The 17,603-nt window shown below is 48.2% G+C and carries 16 protein-coding genes and 1 riboswitch; of the genes, 9 read left to right on the top strand and 7 right to left on the bottom strand.

All coding sequences use genetic code 11. From position 1 onward, the window contains the following. Positions 1 to 6 precede the first annotated feature (6 nt). From ACNA6I_RS21795 to ACNA6I_RS21810, 4 genes are all read right to left on the bottom strand, one after another. Positions 7 to 438 (bottom strand): hypothetical protein, encoded by a 432-nt coding sequence (locus ACNA6I_RS21795; protein ID WP_048004661.1) that lies wholly within the window; start codon positions 436 to 438, stop codon positions 7 to 9. Between the two features lie 157 nt (positions 439 to 595). After that, the gene (locus tag ACNA6I_RS21800) at positions 596 to 2,062 is read right to left on the bottom strand and encodes a glycoside hydrolase family 1 protein (protein ID WP_048004660.1); all 1,467 of its coding nucleotides are present in this window, start codon (positions 2,060 to 2,062) and stop codon (positions 596 to 598) included. Between the two features lie 66 nt (positions 2,063 to 2,128). Next, positions 2,129 to 4,027: a beta-glucoside-specific PTS transporter subunit IIABC gene (locus ACNA6I_RS21805; RefSeq protein WP_082140779.1), complete on the bottom strand. Its 1,899-nt coding sequence runs from the start codon at positions 4,025 to 4,027 to the stop codon at positions 2,129 to 2,131. A gap of 104 nt (positions 4,028 to 4,131) precedes the next feature. Beyond that, entirely contained in the window at positions 4,132 to 4,983 is an 852-nt protein-coding gene (locus ACNA6I_RS21810) for a PRD domain-containing protein (protein ID WP_048013928.1), read from the bottom strand. Between the two features lie 289 nt (positions 4,984 to 5,272). Here ACNA6I_RS21810 and ACNA6I_RS21815 point away from each other — a divergent pair, with 289 nt between their 5' ends. The 3 genes from ACNA6I_RS21815 (at position 5,273) to lepB (ending at position 7,284) form a co-directional block, all read left to right on the top strand. Further along, positions 5,273 to 6,169, top strand: coding sequence for a DMT family transporter (locus ACNA6I_RS21815; protein WP_416314168.1), 897 nt, complete (start codon positions 5,273 to 5,275; stop codon positions 6,167 to 6,169). 5 nt (positions 6,170 to 6,174) lie between these two features. Beyond that, on the top strand, positions 6,175 to 6,564 hold the full coding sequence (locus ACNA6I_RS21820) for a MerR family transcriptional regulator (protein ID WP_416314169.1): 390 nt from the start codon (positions 6,175 to 6,177) through the stop codon (positions 6,562 to 6,564). 177 nt (positions 6,565 to 6,741) lie between these two features. Further along, on the top strand, positions 6,742 to 7,284 hold the full coding sequence (lepB, locus tag ACNA6I_RS21825) for a signal peptidase I (protein WP_048013926.1): 543 nt from the start codon (positions 6,742 to 6,744) through the stop codon (positions 7,282 to 7,284). 172 nt (positions 7,285 to 7,456) lie between these two features. On the opposite strand, the gene ACNA6I_RS21830 is transcribed toward lepB, so the two are convergent. Genes ACNA6I_RS21830 through ACNA6I_RS21840 form a run of 3 tightly spaced genes read right to left on the bottom strand, consistent with a single transcriptional unit; the run spans position 7,457 to position 9,815 of the window. Next, on the bottom strand, positions 7,457 to 8,200 hold the full coding sequence (locus tag ACNA6I_RS21830; RefSeq protein ID WP_148794382.1) for an amino acid ABC transporter ATP-binding protein: 744 nt from the start codon (positions 8,198 to 8,200) through the stop codon (positions 7,457 to 7,459). An 18-nt stretch (positions 8,201 to 8,218) separates the two neighbouring features. Then, positions 8,219 to 8,944: an amino acid ABC transporter permease gene (locus ACNA6I_RS21835; RefSeq protein WP_063191848.1), complete on the bottom strand. Its 726-nt coding sequence runs from the start codon at positions 8,942 to 8,944 to the stop codon at positions 8,219 to 8,221. 40 nt (positions 8,945 to 8,984) lie between these two features. Then, on the bottom strand, positions 8,985 to 9,815 hold the full coding sequence (locus tag ACNA6I_RS21840) for a transporter substrate-binding domain-containing protein (protein ID WP_416314170.1): 831 nt from the start codon (positions 9,813 to 9,815) through the stop codon (positions 8,985 to 8,987). A gap of 108 nt (positions 9,816 to 9,923) precedes the next feature. Beyond that, a riboswitch (Lysine riboswitch) is annotated at positions 9,924 to 10,107 on the bottom strand. Between the two features lie 187 nt (positions 10,108 to 10,294). Here ACNA6I_RS21840 and ACNA6I_RS21845 point away from each other — a divergent pair. The 6 genes from ACNA6I_RS21845 to ACNA6I_RS21870 all read left to right on the top strand — a co-directional run bounded on the left by ACNA6I_RS21845 (position 10,295) and on the right by ACNA6I_RS21870 (position 17,503). Continuing rightward, positions 10,295 to 11,425: a GGDEF domain-containing protein gene (locus tag ACNA6I_RS21845; RefSeq protein WP_252265471.1), complete on the top strand. Its 1,131-nt coding sequence runs from the start codon at positions 10,295 to 10,297 to the stop codon at positions 11,423 to 11,425. Between the two features lie 84 nt (positions 11,426 to 11,509). Next, positions 11,510 to 13,186, top strand: a complete 1,677-nt coding sequence (locus ACNA6I_RS21850; RefSeq protein WP_416314171.1) for a PrpR N-terminal domain-containing protein — start codon at positions 11,510 to 11,512, stop codon at positions 13,184 to 13,186. A 166-nt stretch (positions 13,187 to 13,352) separates the two neighbouring features. Beyond that, positions 13,353 to 14,351, top strand: coding sequence for a 2-keto-3-deoxygluconate permease (locus ACNA6I_RS21855; protein WP_252265475.1), 999 nt, complete (start codon positions 13,353 to 13,355; stop codon positions 14,349 to 14,351). A 29-nt stretch (positions 14,352 to 14,380) separates the two neighbouring features. Next, positions 14,381 to 15,679: a four-carbon acid sugar kinase family protein gene (locus tag ACNA6I_RS21860; RefSeq protein ID WP_416314172.1), complete on the top strand. Its 1,299-nt coding sequence runs from the start codon at positions 14,381 to 14,383 to the stop codon at positions 15,677 to 15,679. Next, positions 15,672 to 16,667, top strand: coding sequence for a 4-hydroxythreonine-4-phosphate dehydrogenase PdxA (gene pdxA / locus ACNA6I_RS21865; protein WP_290031745.1), 996 nt, complete (start codon positions 15,672 to 15,674; stop codon positions 16,665 to 16,667). The genes ACNA6I_RS21860 and pdxA overlap by 8 nt, the downstream gene beginning before the upstream one ends. Before the next feature lie 119 nt (positions 16,668 to 16,786). Then, positions 16,787 to 17,503 carry a 3-ketoacyl-ACP reductase gene (locus ACNA6I_RS21870; protein WP_416314173.1) on the top strand — a complete coding sequence of 239 codons (717 nt, stop codon included), beginning with the start codon at positions 16,787 to 16,789 and terminating at the stop codon, positions 17,501 to 17,503. Positions 17,504 to 17,603 lie beyond the last annotated feature (100 nt).

The raw sequence follows: 17,603 nt of genomic DNA on the forward strand, positions 1-17,603 counted from the left end.
AATCAATTATTTTAATACATCCTCTTTGTAGTCGGACTCGACTTCTCCTACGAGATAATCTCCGTCCACTTTTTCCATGACCCAAATCATGACTTCTTTGCCCTCATCCTCGGATTTCCGACTTACCATGACGACTTCCCAAGGGTTCTCGTATTGTTCATCAAGATCTTCCTCAATCTCTTTAAGCAGATTCTTTTTTTTGATGGTTTCGAAGTTCAACTTCTCGACCCCGCCCATATCACGGACCATTTCTGCAACCATATCGATTGAACCAACAAGATCGCTGTTACCCCCGACAATTTTATTATAGGTTTCTTCGTCGTTTTTAAGTGCGGCCTTATAAAGCACTTCGACTGCCTTATCAGGTGAACTCCCAATGGAACAGGCACTTGTCAGTAAAACTAGACCGGCCATCAGTGCATATAGTAGTTTTTTCATGTTGAATCTCCCATTCTACTCTCTATTTTTAAACCATTGACTAGAATACGACAAAAAGGAATATTATTCAATCTTTTTAGGTATTTAATAGTAGGTATTTATATTCATATGAAATCCAAAAAAGAAGACGGCAGAGTCATCTGCCGTCCGGTAAACATTATAGCTCTTCACCATTCGTTTCAATCACTTTTTGATACCAGGCGAAGGAGTCTTTCTTGGAACGGTTCAGAGTACCATTTCCATCGTCATCTTGATCTACATAGATGAACCCGTAGCGCTTGGACATTTCTGAAGTGGACATGCTCACAAGGTCGATTGGTCCCCAAGCAGTATAGCCCATAAGGTCGACACCGTCCTTCACAGCTTCCTTCATCTGCTCGATATGCTGACGAAGGTAGTCGATGCGGTACGGATCGTGGATGGAACCATCCTCTTCAACCGTATCGTACGCTCCAAGACCATTTTCCACGACGAAGAGCGGTTTGCCGTAGCGGGTTTGGAAATCCTGAAGAGCCACGCGGAGGCCTTTTGGATCGATCTGCCAGCCCCAGTCGGATGATTCGAGGTATTGGTTCTTCACTGCACCCTCTACTAGGTTTCCAGCCGTTGCTTCGAATTCACCGTGGGTTGTCACGGAAATAGACATGTAATAACTGAACGAGATGAAATCTACCGGATACTGCTTCAAGATCTCGTCGTCTCCTCTTTCCTTGATGACTTCAATGCCGTTTTCAGCGAAGTATCGGTTCATGAAGGACGGGTACTCCCCTTTGGCGTGGACGTCGGTGAAGAACAGGTTGAGGTCGTTCATGCGCTGTGCCTTAAGGACATCATCCGGATGATTCGTGACAGGATATGTCTGCATGCGGGCAAGCATACAGCCCACCTGTGAACCCGGGATGATCTCATGGGCAAGCTTCGTCACCAATGCACTCGCCACAAATTGATGGTGGGCAGCCTGGTAAGCAATCTGATCGCTTGTTTTCTCAGGGAGGCGATCGATGAGGACCCCTCCACCGGTGTACGGGCTGTGCGTGATCACGTTGATTTCATTGAACGTCAGCCAGTATTTCACGTAGTCCTTATAGCGGGTGAACACCGTTTCGGCGTAGCGGACGTAGAAGTCGATGACTTCGCGGCTGTACCAGCCGTTGTATTTGCGCGTAAGTTCTAGTGGTGTCTCATAGTGGGACAGGGTCACGAGCGGCTCGATATCATATTTCTTCAGTTCCTTAAAGACGTTCTCATAGAATTGAAGGCCTGCTTCATTCGGCTCGGCATCGTTGCCGTTCGGGAAGATCCTCGCCCAGTTGATGGAGAGGCGGAATACTTTGAAGCCAAGCTCGGCAAACAACGCGATATCTTCTTTATAGCGGTGATAAAAGTCGATTCCGTCACGTTTCGGGAAGCGATCGTCGATTTTGCCCGCAAGGACATCCTCGATGTAGTGGGAAGTCACGTCCATTTTCACGTTGAGTCCGCGCTTTTCCTTCGGGATATGAGGGACCATATCAGCTGTCGAAAGACCTTTACCATCAAGATTGTAGGCTCCTTCCACCTGATTCGCAGCTGTCGCTCCGCCCCATAGGAAGTCTGGTTTGAATCCTGTTATTGTTTTCGTCATGTTTCATCGTCCCTTTCTATAATGGAATGCTTTGGAGACTGCTGCTCTGCAGCCTCCAAGCGATACTTACTTCACTAATGTCAGCAGTTGTTCCCCTTCAAAGATCGGTCCGGATTCGTTCAGCGGCAGCACATCGAGATAATCGGCGGTATTGGTGATGATCACCATGGTGACCGCCTCCAGGCCCGCTTCCTTGATGGCATCACGATCAAACTCGACGAGTACCTGTCCGGCTTCGATCCGATCATTCGTAGCGACATGGGCCTTGAAGTTCTCACCCTTCAAGGAAACCGTATCGATCCCGATGTGGATGAGGATTTCTTCCCCTTTGTCCCCCTTGATCCCGATGGCATGCTTCGAGTCGGCAAGGACCATGATCGTCCCGCTGATCGGCGCCACGACACGGTTGGCAGATGGTTCAATCGCAATCCCTTTCCCCATGATTTCTTCAGCAAAGGTTGGATCGGATACGTCCTTCAGTGGAACAATGGTCCCTTCAAGAGGAGACTGGATGCTTCCTTGTTTACCAGTAGCAACCGGTTGTTTCGGCTCACTATCTGCTTTCACAGCCGCACCGTCTTCCGGGATATCCTCAAACCCAAGGATCAGGACAAGGATGAACGGAAGGAGGATCGAGAGGACGAACAGGATGATCGCTATGATGATGGCCGCTGACGCACCACTCGGATCTGCGAAGACCGGCAGGGAGAATACCCCCACAAGTCCGCCGAGTGCGAAGGCTTTAAAGCCATACCAGCCGGCAAATGCCCCGAGGACGGCACTGGAACCCAGCGCGTACGCAAATGGCTTTTTGAGCTTCATATTGACCCCGTACATGGCAGGCTCGGTGATCCCGATGGTTGCGGATATCCCAGCTGAGATTGCCATCTGCCTGAGTGCCTTATTCTTCGTACGCACGGCCACACCGAACGCGGAGCCGGCCTGTCCAAGGTTGCTGATGAACATCATTGGCTGCAGGACAGCATCATTGCCGTATATGGTCAGGTTTTGGATGGCAATCGGAACGAATGCATAGTGCATACCAGTCATGATGATCAATGGCATCAATCCGGCCATTAACGCACCTGCGACAGGACCTGCATGCGTGAAGAGCCATAGGAAGATATCAGATAAGCCGTTTCCTAGGTTGGTTCCAAGTGGGCCGATCACCCAGAGGGTAAGAGGCATGACAATCAACAAAGTGATCATTGATGAGAACATGAGTGAAATGACAGATGGGATCACTTTTTTCACTAAGTTGTACACGTACTTCAGCAAAATGACGCCGAGGATGATCGGTACGACGCTTGATGCATAGCTCAGTACGGGAATCGAGATGAAATCTGCACCGAACAAGGTAAAGCTTTTCGCGTCGGTAAAACCGTTGGCCGCATTCATAAATGTTGGATACATGAGCGTTCCGGCCACGGCAAGAGCCAGGTATTCATTGGTCTTCAGCTTGCGGGCTGCCGATACGGCCAGGAAGAACGGCATGAAATAAAACACGCTGTCTCCTATGGCATTAAGGACTGCATACGTATCTCCGGTATCCTTCAGCCATCCGACTGTAACAAATAGGGCCAGGAACCCTTTCAGTAACCCCGCACCGGCAAGGGCCGGCAGGATCGGAGTGAAGATACCGGAAATGAAGTCCATGACTGCAGACAACGCACCTTGTTTCTGTCCTTTGCGTTCCGGAGCACCCCCGGATCCGCCCACAAGCGGCTCGACCTCCTCGAAAACATCCGAGACCGTATTCCCGATGATCACCTGGAACTGATCACCTGAGAATTGGGCGCCAAGCACCCCGTCGATTGATTTGATCGTATCGATATTGACCTTTTCTTTGTCATGAAGATTGAAGCGGAGCCGGGTGACACAGTGCCACGCCTGATCGACGTTCCCTCCGCCTCCGATGTTTTCAACTACTTGTTCGGCTAATTCTCTATACTTCTTTGCCATCATTCGTTCCCCCTTTTTGTCCAAAAAAAATACCCAAACGGAATCGGCTCTTTGGCCAAATCCATTTGGGTAATGCCTGATCGAATCAGTAACAATCCACCATGAAACTATTTAGCTGATTGGTTGGTGACGCGCCACACGTGAAGCGTGAGATACAGGATCTCATTCGAGGACAGCGTCCAGCCGTACTGCTTGAGGAGCAGATGGGAGATTTTCTCCACTGCCCTGTAGGCTTTCTCATATTTGTTCTTCACGACCTCAAGTAAGGTGACATCGACTTCTTCGGGGTCGCCCTGTTCCTGTTTGAACTGCCGGATGAAGAAGTAGCGCAGATGGGTGATGAAGCGGGTGTAATTGAGGGAATCCTCATCAAGCTTCACCTGGAAGTGATACTGGACGATCTCGATGATCCGGTTGATCACTTCTGTCATCTTGAGTGTTTCTTCGATATCGGTTTTGCGTTCCTGCTGCCCGTTGACAAAATGATAGGTGATGAAGGTTTCTTCACTCTTCGGAAGCAGCACATCCAGCCTGTCGAACACCTGCCGGATGGCATTTTTCGCCGCTGCGTATTCCTTCGGATAAAGATTCTTCACTTCCCACCGGTTCGTATCGGGATAGTCCACCCGTTCATTCGCCCGTTTGACAGCGAAATTCAGGTGATCGGCGAGGGTGAGGTAAATATTATTATTGAATGTGACCCCAAGCTCCGCCTCTGCATTCTTGATGATTTCCACTGAAACATCGAGGACCTCGGAATCAATTTCATCCAACACCTGCATCAATGGTCTGCGGGTCGATGACTGCTCGGCGACGAATTTGCGCCGGATATTCTCTTCGGGAATGGGATCCCCTTTTTTCCGCTGGAATCCTACGCCCGTCCCCATCACAATCCACTCAGTCCCTGATGGATCTTCTACCAATGCTACGTTGTTATTGAATGCCTTTGAAAATTTCATGGAACGTCCTCCATATCCCCTAAAACAACAAAATCCTATCTTAAAAACACACAGTGAACCTTTGTGCTTTTAACATAGGTAATGCCTGATCGAGTCAGTAACAATCCTGATATGACTTTGTACTCATACTATACTGCTTTGTGAAAACGATGTCAATAGTTTTGAACTGCTATAACAACCTCCATAATCTACCACCCTCACAAAAACTTGACTTGGAGTCAACTCCAGATTATAGGATGGTTCCCGTGCCACTGAGTGGCTGACATTGTTCAAAAGGAGTTGTTCATAGATGAAAAAGGTTAAAGTCATCGGCATGATCGGACTGATCAGCATCATTTGGGGGTATTTATGGGTAAGCATGAAGGTGGGACTCCAAGACATCCCTCCGTTTTTCTTTACGACCCTGAGACTATTCATCGGTGCATTGGTCCTCATCACGGTGTTAATCATAAGAAGGAAACCGATCCTTCCAAAAGGAAATGAGTGGCGTCGATTCTTCGCCCTCGGCATGCTCATGTGCGTAGGCTATTACGCCCTATGCACCTACGGGATCCAATTTGTCGATTCTGGCATTTCTTCTGTCCTCGTCTATACGATGCCGATCATCGTCAGCATACTCGCCCACTTCTTCCTGAATGAGCGCCTGAACTGGCTAAAGGGCTTCGGGCTGATCGTCGGTGCAGCAGGACTGACCACCATCATCGGGCCAAAGCTTCTCCATCTGTCTTGGAATCTTGCCCTGTTTGGCGAGATCGTCATCGTCGTGTCGGCCTTCTTCTGGTCTTCAGCCAATGTGTATACGAAGAAAATCGGGCGTGATCACGATAAGATCAAAATGACCCTATGGCAGCTGATTGACGGGGGGATCATTCTCCTTATCATCTCCCTGCTGAAAGAACACCATGAAATTGCCCATCTGAGTATCCATATGCCTTCCATGCTGGCCCTTTTATACAGCAGCATACTAGGTACGGCCGTTGCATTCGTCGGATGGAACTGGGTTCTTGGGAATATTGAGGCTTCGATCGCCTCCATCTCCCTGATGTCGGTGCCGATCCTCGGACTGTTATTCGGATCCATTCAGCTTCATGAAGCGATTACCCGGAATGTCATCATCGGGGCGCTATTCGTCTGCCTCGGTATCCTGTTCACATCCTTGCCCAAAAAGAAACCATTGAAAGGGTGATAGCTATGTATACAATCGGACAAACCTCTGAGAAAACGGGATTCTCCCGGGATACGCTGCGCTACTACGAAAAAGTCGGGCTCATCCCGCCACCGTCAAGACTTGAAAATGGGAGAAGGGTCTATACCGACGAAGACATCGAAACGCTTCTCCTCCTCTCGAGCCTGAAGTCCACGGGTCTATCCATAGAGGAGATGACCGATATCGTGAAGGCGAGAAAGATTGCCCTTCCCAACAGAGAGAAAAAGAACGATGAATACCGTAAGTCCGTACAGAAGAAAATTGCGATCCTTCACAAGCACATCCAAGTCATGGAACTGCAAAAGCAGGAAATCGAGAAGATCATCCAGGCTAGCGAGGAAAAGATCAGGCACTATGAAGGATTGATAAAATAGTTTCTCTCCCAGATCCGCCACGATCGTTCAGACCTCATTTTTAGGTTAATAATGGAAAATAAGCAAAATGACCTGATAGGATTAGAAGGATTCACGGAAGAAGTGGTAGAATGAATGGAGATAGACCAACCCGCACTTGAAACCAGAGTGAGGACATGGAGAGGAGAGACTGAACCTGTGACGAAGAAAAAAAGTGAATCCCTGGAGTGGATCAAGGCACTGGCCATCGCCATCATCCTGGTGGTCATCGCCCGTTCCTTCCTTATCACCCCGATCGTGGTTGAAGGGGCATCCATGAATACGACCCTTCAGGATAAAGACCGGATGATCGTAACCAAGATCGGTGATCCGAAGCGGTTCGATATCGTTGTGTTCCACGCCAATGAGCAGCAGGATTACATCAAGCGCGTCATCGGGCTGCCCGGTGATACGATCGAATTTAAAAATGACACACTTTACGTCAATGGCAAGGCCTATGATGAACCTTACCTCGACGACCAAAAAATGGCCAGAGCAGGCGACCTGACCGAACCGTTCAAGCTGGAAGATACGGCAGTCGGCCAAAAGACCGTCCCGGAAGGCACCGTCTTCGTCATGGGGGACAACCGCCAGAACAGCGAAGACAGCCGCATGATCGGAGCCATCCCCATGGATCAGATCGTGGGAAAAACGAATTTGATCTACTATCCGTTTAAGGATTTTAAGATTATTCATAACTAATAAGAAGCGCCGGGATCCTCATCCCCGCGCTTCTTTCTTGTTTTATTGAAGGTTTCCACTCAGGCAAGCGGAGGAAGAATAATGTAGATGGATCGATGTTCCTCCGGGTAGCAAAAAAACCGAACCCCCTATACAAAAAAGAGAATTCGGATTTTCAGTTGAACTTTATAAATCAGCTAAGTTGTTTTAATGTTCGCTTCAAAAACTCCCTCGTACGCTCCTGCTTCGGATGGTTGAAGATCTGTTCCGGCGGGCCTTCTTCGGCGATGACGCCTTTGTCCATGAAGACGACGCGGTCGGATACTTCCTTGGCGAATTCCATTTCGTGCGTCACGATGAGCATGGTGAGGCCGGATCCGGCTAGCTCCTTCATGACCCTTAATACTTCACCGACCATCTCAGGATCGAGTGCGGATGTCGGCTCATCGAAGAGCATGACATCCGGCTCCATGGAAAGGGCGCGCGCGATGGCGACGCGCTGCTTCTGGCCCCCTGAGAGCTGTTTCGGGCTGGCGTTGACATATTGGCTCATGCCAACGACGTCCAAGTATTTCAAGGCGACCTTTTCCGCTTCCTCTTTGGAGCGCTTCAGTACCTTGACCTGGCCGACGACGCAGTTCTTCAAGACATTGTGGTTGTTGAACAGGTTGAACTGCTGGAACACCATGCCCAGGTTTTGGCGGTATGCGAAGATATCATGCTTGCTGTCGAGGATATTCTCCCCGTTGTAGATGATCTGACCGCCGCTCGGTTTTTCCAACAGATTGATGCAGCGGAGAAGGGTGGATTTACCGGAACCGGAGGAACCGATGATGCTCACCACTTCCCCTTTTTTCACTGAAAAGTCGATGTCCTTGAGCACTTCATGGGTGCCGAAGGATTTGTTCAAATGCTGGATGTCTATGACGTTTTCCACAGGGCTTCCTCCTTCTCCTTATTTGGCTTTCGCATCTACCATTGTATAGCTGTCCGGTCCGTCGAGCTTCTTCTCGAAGTGACGGAGGATCTTGGTCACGGCGAATGTCATGACGAAGTAGATCATACATGCGACGAAGAATGATTCGAAGTAACGGAAATTGTTCCCTGCCACGGATTTGGTCAGGAAGTACAGCTCCGATACAGAAATGACATTCAGGACGGATGTATCTTTGATGTTGATGATAAAATGATTCCCCGTTGCCGGCAGGATATTACGGATGACCTGAGGCATGACGACATTCCACATCGTCTGCACATGGTTCATCCCGATGGCCTGGGCAGCCTCGAATTGCCCCTTGTCGATGGAGATGATCCCACCGCGGACGATTTCGGCCATATAGGCACCCGTATTGATGGAGACGACGATGAAAGCCGCCACCATGACGTTCATATCGAATCCGAAGGCCATGGCCGAACCGTAATAGATGACCATTGCCTGTACAATCATCGGCGTGCCCCGGAAGAATTCGATGTAGATGGATAATACGATGTTCACGACTTTGAGGATGACCTTCTTCGGTCCGCGTTCAGGGACAGGGATGGTCCGGATGACGCCTGCCAACAGGCCTATGGCGGCACCGATCACGGTACCGACAAAGGCGATCAACAAGGTCACACCCGCTCCTCGCAAGAACATGGCCCAGTTGTCTGTAATAATTCTGATGATCCACTCTAAGCTCATTGTTCTCCTCCTTCTTCATATTGCCTGACCGGCAACATGATTACTGTTCTGCAGGCTGGTTCTTGATGGCCTGATCCATGATCTCTGTACGTTCATCTTCTGAAATATCTTTCAATGCTTTATTGATTTCTTCCGTGAGGTCGCTTCCTTTTTCCACTCCTACAGCTACGGCCGTATCATCTTCTGATGTTTTGAACCCATCATTGAATTCAACCATGGCGAAATCGTCATTTGCTGTTGAAGCACTCACTGCTTCCGGACGTTCCGATACATATCCATCGATAATGCCTGATTGAAGGGCAACCCTCATGGCAGGGAAGTTATCCATGGCTGTTTCTTTGGAAACCCCTTTGATCTGATCGATCACAGAGTAGTGGAAGGTGTTCAATTGTGCTGTCACCTTAGCCCCTTTGAAGTCTTGGATCGACTTGGCTCCTTCATATTTACCGCCTTTTTTCACGACCATCACAAGATCGGATTTGTAGTAGTTATCAGAGAAGTCGATGGCTTTTTTACGCTCAGCTGTCGGGGACATCCCTGCGACAATGGCGTCGATCTTACCTGAGTTCAGGGCAGGAACGAGTCCGTCCCACTCTGTTTTCACAACAACGAGTTCTTTGCCCATTTTATCTGCAAGCTTTTTCGCCATTTCCACGTCATACCCGCCGGCATATTCCTTGCTTCCTTTGATTTTAACCGCTCCATTGGCGTCTGATTTCTGTGACCAGTTGAATGGTGCGTATCCTGCTTCAAGACCTACAGTGAATGTGTCTTTGTCTTCCGAACCTGAAGCGCCGCTTTTCCCGCAGCCTGCCAACATAACCAGTGCCGAAACCAACAATAATGCGAAGATCGTTGCTCTTTTTTTCATTCTTTTCGTCCCCCTATTTTTTGTAAATGCTTTTGGACAAACAAAAAACGGCCTGAGATCAACTCAGGCCGTAGTATACGAAGTCACCCATAAGTCCTCTCTATTCCCCAATGAGATAGCACAACTCAATAAACCGGGACGTTTATTGAGACAGTCCTGCAGCTCTTAACTGCAGACCCAGCAGGTCATACCGAGACATATGAACCCACTTCGGCGACATTTCCTTCTCCCTGACATCGACGCTTCTCGAGCTCCGCCAAGGACTGTTAAATATCGCACCTCTACCTCACTATTCATAGCGAGGTCTTATTAAATTTTCTCTAACAGTCTACAATTAAACCAGGAAACTGTCAATCCATTGAACTAGTTATTTTCCTGATTTCCAAAGATTACACCCGTTACCAAATCGACATCCACTCAGAAAGTCCCAGGTTTGATATACTATACTCAGACCATTTTTCAGTAAGGAGAGTGCCGGATTGGAGATCTATGTCGATTCCACCATCATTACAGCCCTGCTGTTCATCGGCTTCTTATTCACCCTGATTATGATCGGATCTTACGGATTTACCCACAAGCGGGATATGACCCTGAATATGTTCTTCCTGGCCAAATGTTGCCAGATCCTGGCGGTATCCTTAATGGTGTTCCGGGGCGATATTTCCGATGTGCTATCGATATGGTTGGCCAACATCGTTCTTTATACGGGGACATCTTTGGAAGTTGCAGCGCTAGTGAATCTTCAGGGCTATTTACGTCCTAAGATGAGGCTCATCTATATATATGTGACGATCGTCGGGATTATGGGCTTTTCCATCTTATTTATCTTTTACAATACAGAGTCTGTCCGCATCGCCTACTATTCGTTCCTGACGGCCATCCTCCTTTCACCGGTTTGTCTGGTCGGTTTCAGGAGTTCATCCCTTCTGATGAAGGTTGTGAGCCTGCTTTATGGAGTTGGCGTCATCTTCTCCATCGTCCGGGGATTCAGTTCATTTTTCATCCCAATCCAATCCTTTACCCTTTATAATCCCGGGGTCCTTCAATTGATTGTCCTGCTTTCTTTTTATGTTTTATCGAATTTGATGAATCTTGCCTTCCTTCTTCTGATGAAGGAAAAGGTCGACCGGGAACTCGTCATCCTGGCAAACCAGGATGATCTGACAGGAGTACTGAATAGACGGGCATTCACCAGAAGCGCAGAAGATCTTGTTCGTCACAACAAAAAAGGGTTGCAACACTCGTTCCTTCTCTTTGATGTCGATCATTTTAAACAGATCAACGATACATATGGTCACTTGGCAGGGGATCAAGTCCTTCAAGATATGACCACAACGATACAGGGTCAATTAACGGATAAGGACCTGTTTGGACGATATGGTGGAGATGAATTCGCCATCTTGCTTGTTGATAAAGGGATAGAGGCTTCAAATCGCTTTACTGAACAATTGATTTCTTCTCTCCACTCAACCAAGAGCATCGTCCCATATCAAGTCAGTATAGGCATCACCACCTTCGAGACCTCAACCTTGGAAGAGCTTTATGCCTGTTGTGATGAAGCCTTGTATGAAGCAAAAAAAGCGGGCCGTAATCAATTCAAGAGATGGTGACCGGCGGATACCTCCTCGTGACATCAGTCCCCAGGTGTGACATAATAGTGTTTAAATATGCAACAGATTAGGAGTATGTCGGACATGAAAGCTCTCTTAATAGCACCTTATAGCGGAATGGCTGAAGTCAGCAAGCAGCTTGACCTCCCTCCAGACGTGAAGATGGACGTCACTGTCGCCAACCTCGAGGAGGGAGCTGACTTTGCACGTCAAACGATGCTGGAGGAGTACGATATCATCATCAGCCGCGGGGGCACGGCACTGGCAATCGAACAGGTTGCTTCCCTACCGGTGATCCATATTCAAATATCAGGCTACGATATGCTACGCGTCTTTACGCTGATTAAAAACATCGGAAAGAAAGTCGCGCTAGTCGGATTTGCGTCTGTTACACAAGGGGCCGCAACTCTTTGCAATATCCTTGAATACGACATTGAAGTAAAGACCATTGCCAACAGGACGGAAGTGAAGCCACTCCTCGAATCCCTCAAGGAAGCCGGTTATGAATCCATCATAGGAGATGTGGTAACCGTGCAAGCTGCCGAATCCATGGGCCTTCATGGAGTGCTCATCACTTCAGGAAAAGAGGCATTGATCCAAGCAATTGAGGAAGGAAGACGTGCTTTCCAGCTTTCCAAAAAGGTAAGGCATAATTACGATATCTTCCATCAGCTTTTTCATGAATTCCCTTACCCAACTGCCGTAATCGGAAAAGACCTCCTGATTCATGAGCGAAATGCGGCTTACCGTGCGTATCTTGATGACAATGCCTTAACCCAATCAACCATTAAACTCCCACTGGAAGATGTGTTGAGTACAGGAAAGAACCAGTGGTTGAAACTTGAACACGGGAACCAGTTTTTAGTGGTTCAACTTTTCAAACTCACGGATACGAAAGCCGGAATGATGTGCTTTGTCAGAGGAAACCCATCCGACAGGAAGCCGATATCGATCGATATTGGACCGAATGCCTCTCCAATAATTGGAGAAAGCCTCTATTCACGGGATCTGGCTAGACAATTGAAACGACTGAGCTCAATGCCACTCTCCATCATCGGTGATAAAGGAACAGGCAAATCGACGGTGGCAGAAAACATTCACCACCAACGATTTGGGCACGCCGCTCCTCTAATCAGCATCGACGCCGCTTTGCTCGATGAACATGCTTTGAGCGAATTGAAACAAATCCTTTTGCCTATCCAGGCAGGGAGCATTGTGGTTCTAAACCAGGATAAAAGCCAGCACGTGGAAGAATTCACGAGTTTGTTGACATCCTATTCTCATCGTATGCAGGTCATATTTATCCAGGAAGATGCCGGGCAGGATGTAACGATCGAAACGCAAAGTATCCACTTAGCCCCATTATCAAGACGAAAAGAGGACATCCCGGTCTTCGCCCATTATTTCTTAACGGCCTTACATGCTCAAAACGGAAGTGAAACCGTAGGGATAAAGCCTGAAGCCATGACCTTGTTGAAGGAATATGATTGGCCCGGGAATCTCCATGAACTGAAGCAAGCGATCCATGAATTGGCACAGAAAGCCGACGGATATTATATAGAAAAAGCACAAACAGAAATGTTGCTATCATGCAAAAAAACATCGATTCATTCCACATCAGTCGACGGGACACTCAGACAAATCGAAAAAAGGATTATAGAAACGGTTTTGGCTGAGGAAAACGGGAATCAATCCCGCGCTTCGAAGCGTCTGGGCATTAATCGATCTACATTGTGGAGAAAACTGAATGAAGAGAATTGAAGAGCCATCGGGGCTCTTCTTTTTTTGTTTCATTTTGCAACAATAATTATTAAATAAAAATAAATATATTATTAGTGTTGCAAAATTAGATACAAAGTTCTATTATGTAGATTGTAAGCGGTTTACCGAGAGATTATTCACGACATACACATAAGGGGATGTTAAAATGAAGATCAAATCAACCTTAAACCGAATCCCAGGTGGGATGATGGTTGTACCTTTGTTGCTTTCTGCAACAATCAACACCATCGCTCCAGATCTGCTGAGAATCGGGAACTTCACACAGGCATTGTTCGTAGACGGTGCCGGTACGCTTATCGCTTTATTTCTATTATGTACCGGCGCACAGATCAACGTCAGGAATGTAGGGGTCAGTCTTGGAAAAGGAGCAGTGCTGTTATCCGTAAAATGGCTAGTAGGGGCGGCAGTTGGATTGCTAGCCTATATGTTTGCTGGTGAGAATGGACTTTGGATGGGGTTGGCACCTATTGCCGTCATTGCCTCCATGACGAATAGTAACGGTGGACTTTATATGGCGCTTGTTGGCCAATACGGAGATAAAACGGACAGGGCGGCATACTCATTGCTTGCGTTGAATGACGGACCCTTCCTTACAATGGTAGCGCTCTCTATCTTCGGAGCCATGGGCTTTGTGGACGGATTATTCTCTGTCACCGCATTCATTTCGGTCCTGCTTCCCATCATCATCGGAATGATCTTGGGTAACCTCGATGGAGAAATGAGAGATTTCCTTAATACCGGTAGCTCTATGCTGATTCCGTTCTTCGCCTTTGCATTAGGGATGGGAATCAACTTCAAGGCTATTGTCGAAGGCGGATTATCAGGGGTTGCACTCGGGCTCATGACGGTATTCATAACAGGGACTGCAGGGTACTTGGTGTTCAAAGCACTGAAATGGAATCCGATTGCAGGAGCTGCTGAAGGGTCTACTGCGGGTAACGCCGTTGCAACGCCGGCGGCAATAGCAGCCGCCAGTGCAGGATTTGCAGCCAATGTGGAAATCGCGACCGTGCAAGTTGCAGCTTCCGTCGTGACGACAGCTGTCCTCCTCCCACTTTATATAGCGTTCCTAGTGAAACGCCTGGAGAAAAAAGGGGTCCGGTTACCGGAGGACTACTCAACAGATGAAAAAGCAGCATCGTAGAAAATGAGATTCAAATGAGGGATTACACTATGGAAAAATGGATCGCAATCGTAGCGGATGATCTGACGGGGGCAAACGACAGCGGAGTTCAGTTGACGGAAAAAGGGGTACCTACCTCCGTCCTGTTTGACCTTCCGGATCATTCTCAAACGCTTGACCAAGGTATTGTCATTGACACGAACGGACGCGCACTTCTTAGAGAAGAAGCCTATAAAAAAACAAAAGAGGCAGCGCAGTTTATTAAAGAAGCGGGTTATCGGACGATCTATAAAAAAATGGATTCTACTTTACGCGGACATATCGGCACCGAATTAAAGGCCATGAAAGACGTCTTTCAACCGGAATTCGTATTCATATCCCCGGCTTTCCCGGCCCTTCACCGCACAACAAAGGATGGGATCCATTACATCAAAGATCAGCAAGTATCAGACACTGAAATCTCACGGGACCCTAAGCATCCCGTGAAAGAATCTTCCATTCCGACATTGATTGAAAACGAGATTGGAGAAAAAGTCGGCCTACTAAAGAAATCAGCGCTAATAAATAGAGAAACGTTTGAACAAATCGTCAGGTCCTTTCAATCTCAAGGGATATGCTACTTGGTTTGTGATGCGGAAACGGAAGAAGACCTCAAACTGTTCTCCAAATGGATGCTGCAGCTATCATCAAAGGTGATCTGGGCAGGTTCAGCAGGACTGGCAGAGGTATTACCAGACGTACTTCAATTACATTCTATACCGGCAGAACGGACGATCACTCCTTCTGAACAAGTGGTCATCGTATGCGGAAGCCTATCGCTCACCACGCAAAAACAGGTGCGGACAGCTGCTGCCAAAGATGATGTGATCGGGGTAGAAGTAGATACACTGAAAATCTTCTCACCTCTTTGGGTGGAGGCTCAACAAGTCTATCTCAATCAGTGCAAGTCGGCCATTGAAGAGGGTAAGCACGTTGCAATCTTTGTGCCTTCGAACGTTGAAATCAGGGAGAAGGTTAAGCAGGCTGGAGAGTCCCTCGGATTTTCGTCCTATCAAATAGGAGAAGAAATCTCCACCGCACTGGCCGAAATCGTCCGGGCCCTTGCAAACGCCTATCACCACCTAAACAGCTTTGTGTTAACTGGAGGGGATACGGCGAAAGAAACTGCTAAACAATTGGGCGGCAATGGAATAAGGCTGATCAAGCAGCTTGAACCCGGAATCCCGGTGGGTCAGTTAATCGGGGCGTCCAGGCCCTTGACTGTCGTAACAAAAGCAGGGGCATTCGGAGATGATGATTCAATCTACCGAGCTGCCTGTGAATTGAAGGGAGATATCGTATATGAGTAAGAAACCAATCGTCGGCATCACAATGGGGGATGGGGCTGGTGTGGGCCCGGAAATCATCATGAAGAGCCTCCAGCACCAACATCTATATGAACAGGCTCACCCCATCGTCATCGGGGATGCTTCAAGACTGGATAAAGCGAATGAAATCCTTGGCAATAAAGTAAAAATCGTACGCTTGGAGGATACAGACTCATTCGATACAACCGAGCACGGAACCGTTCATTGCCTGGATCTGCACCTGCTGCCTGAGGACCTTCCATTCGGAAAAGTGTCGGCTGAAGCCGGAAACGCAGCTTTTCATTATCTTAAGAAAGCAATCGAATTAGCCAATCAGCAGAAAATCAGTGCGATCTGCACGGCACCATTAAATAAAGAAGCTCTCCATAAAGGAGGGCATCAGTATCCTGGCCATACAGAGATTCTGGCAGAGTTGACAGGTACAGCCGATTTCTCCATGATGCTATCGTCACCTAAATTGAAAGTGATCCATGTGACCACTCATGTCGGCCTGTTGGATGCAATCAATATGATTGAACCGGATCGGGTACTGAGGGTTATCAAACTGGCGCACGACACCCTTTCCAAATCAGGAGTGGCAGCTCCGAAGATCGGTGTGTGCGGAATCAACCCTCATGCTGGCGAAAATGGACTATTCGGTTATGGAGAAGAAGAAGAGAAAATCATTCCCGCAATCGAACGTGCCCAAGGAGACGGGATTAACGTAGAAGGCCCTCTCCCAGCGGACACACTTTTCTTCCGTGCCCAAAGGGGCGACTTCGACATCGTCGTCGCCATGTATCATGACCAGGGCCACGGACCGATCAAAGTTCTCGGATTAGAATCAGGTGTCAACATCACCGTCGGACTCCCGATCATCCGGACAAGCGTTGATCACGGAACGGCGTTTGATATTGCCGGCAAAGGAATCGCCGACGAAGGCAGCATGCTGGAAGCCCTTCATCAGGCAATTGAACTTGCACCTAAGTAAACACCATTGTTGGACCTCGACATTCTCGAGGTCCATTTTATTTACAGAGCAGACAGTTTATTCGCTTCATCACCTGAAGTTCGATACAATAAAAAAATCTGAACCAAAGGAGTGGTACCATGCAATTGATTAAAGGAAAAGTAGCGTTGATCACAGGAGCAGGTCGCGGTATCGGCCGCGCGACGGCGGAAGCTTTCGCCAAAGAAGGGGTCCACGTAGGACTTGTGGGACGCACTATTGAGAACCTCGAGAAAGCAGCAGACGAATTGAAGCAGTATGATGTCAATGTGTCCTTTGCGGCTGCTGACGTAGCAGATCTAGATGGCATCACAAAAGCAGTTGAAACGATCCGAGCTGAACTCGGTCCCATTGATATCCTCGTAAACAATGCAGGAATCTCTAAATTCGGCGGCTTCATGGAGCTCACACCGGATGAATGGACGAACATCATCGATGTCAACGTCAAAGGCGTATACTATACGACACGCGCCGTGCTTCCGGAAATGATCGAGCGCAACACCGGAGATATTATCAATATCTCCTCTACAGCAGGTCAAAAAGGGGCACCGGTCACAAGCGCATACTCTGCTTCCAAAGCGGCCGTCATCGGGTTGAGCGAATCCCTTATGATGGAAGTACGCAAAAAGAATATCCGCGTGACGACCCTGACACCTAGCACCGTGGCTACCGATATGGCAGTGGATCTGAAGCTGACTGACGGAAACCCGGATAAGGTCATGCAAGCAGAAGATATGGCCGACCTCATGGTGGCACAGCTCAAACTCCACCCTCGCGTGGTATTGAAGCATGCCGGACTGTGGTCGAATAACCCATAATCGCACTCCCATAGACAAGCAGGACCCGCCGAGCAAAATGGCGGGTCTTTTTCTATATAACCCCTCAACAACCTTCGATCATCCAACGCTTCCAATAAGA

The sequence above is a fragment of the Rossellomorea sp. FS2 genome, assembly GCF_047915635.1.
GTDB lineage: Bacteria > Bacillota > Bacilli > Bacillales > Bacillaceae_B > Rossellomorea > Rossellomorea marisflavi_A.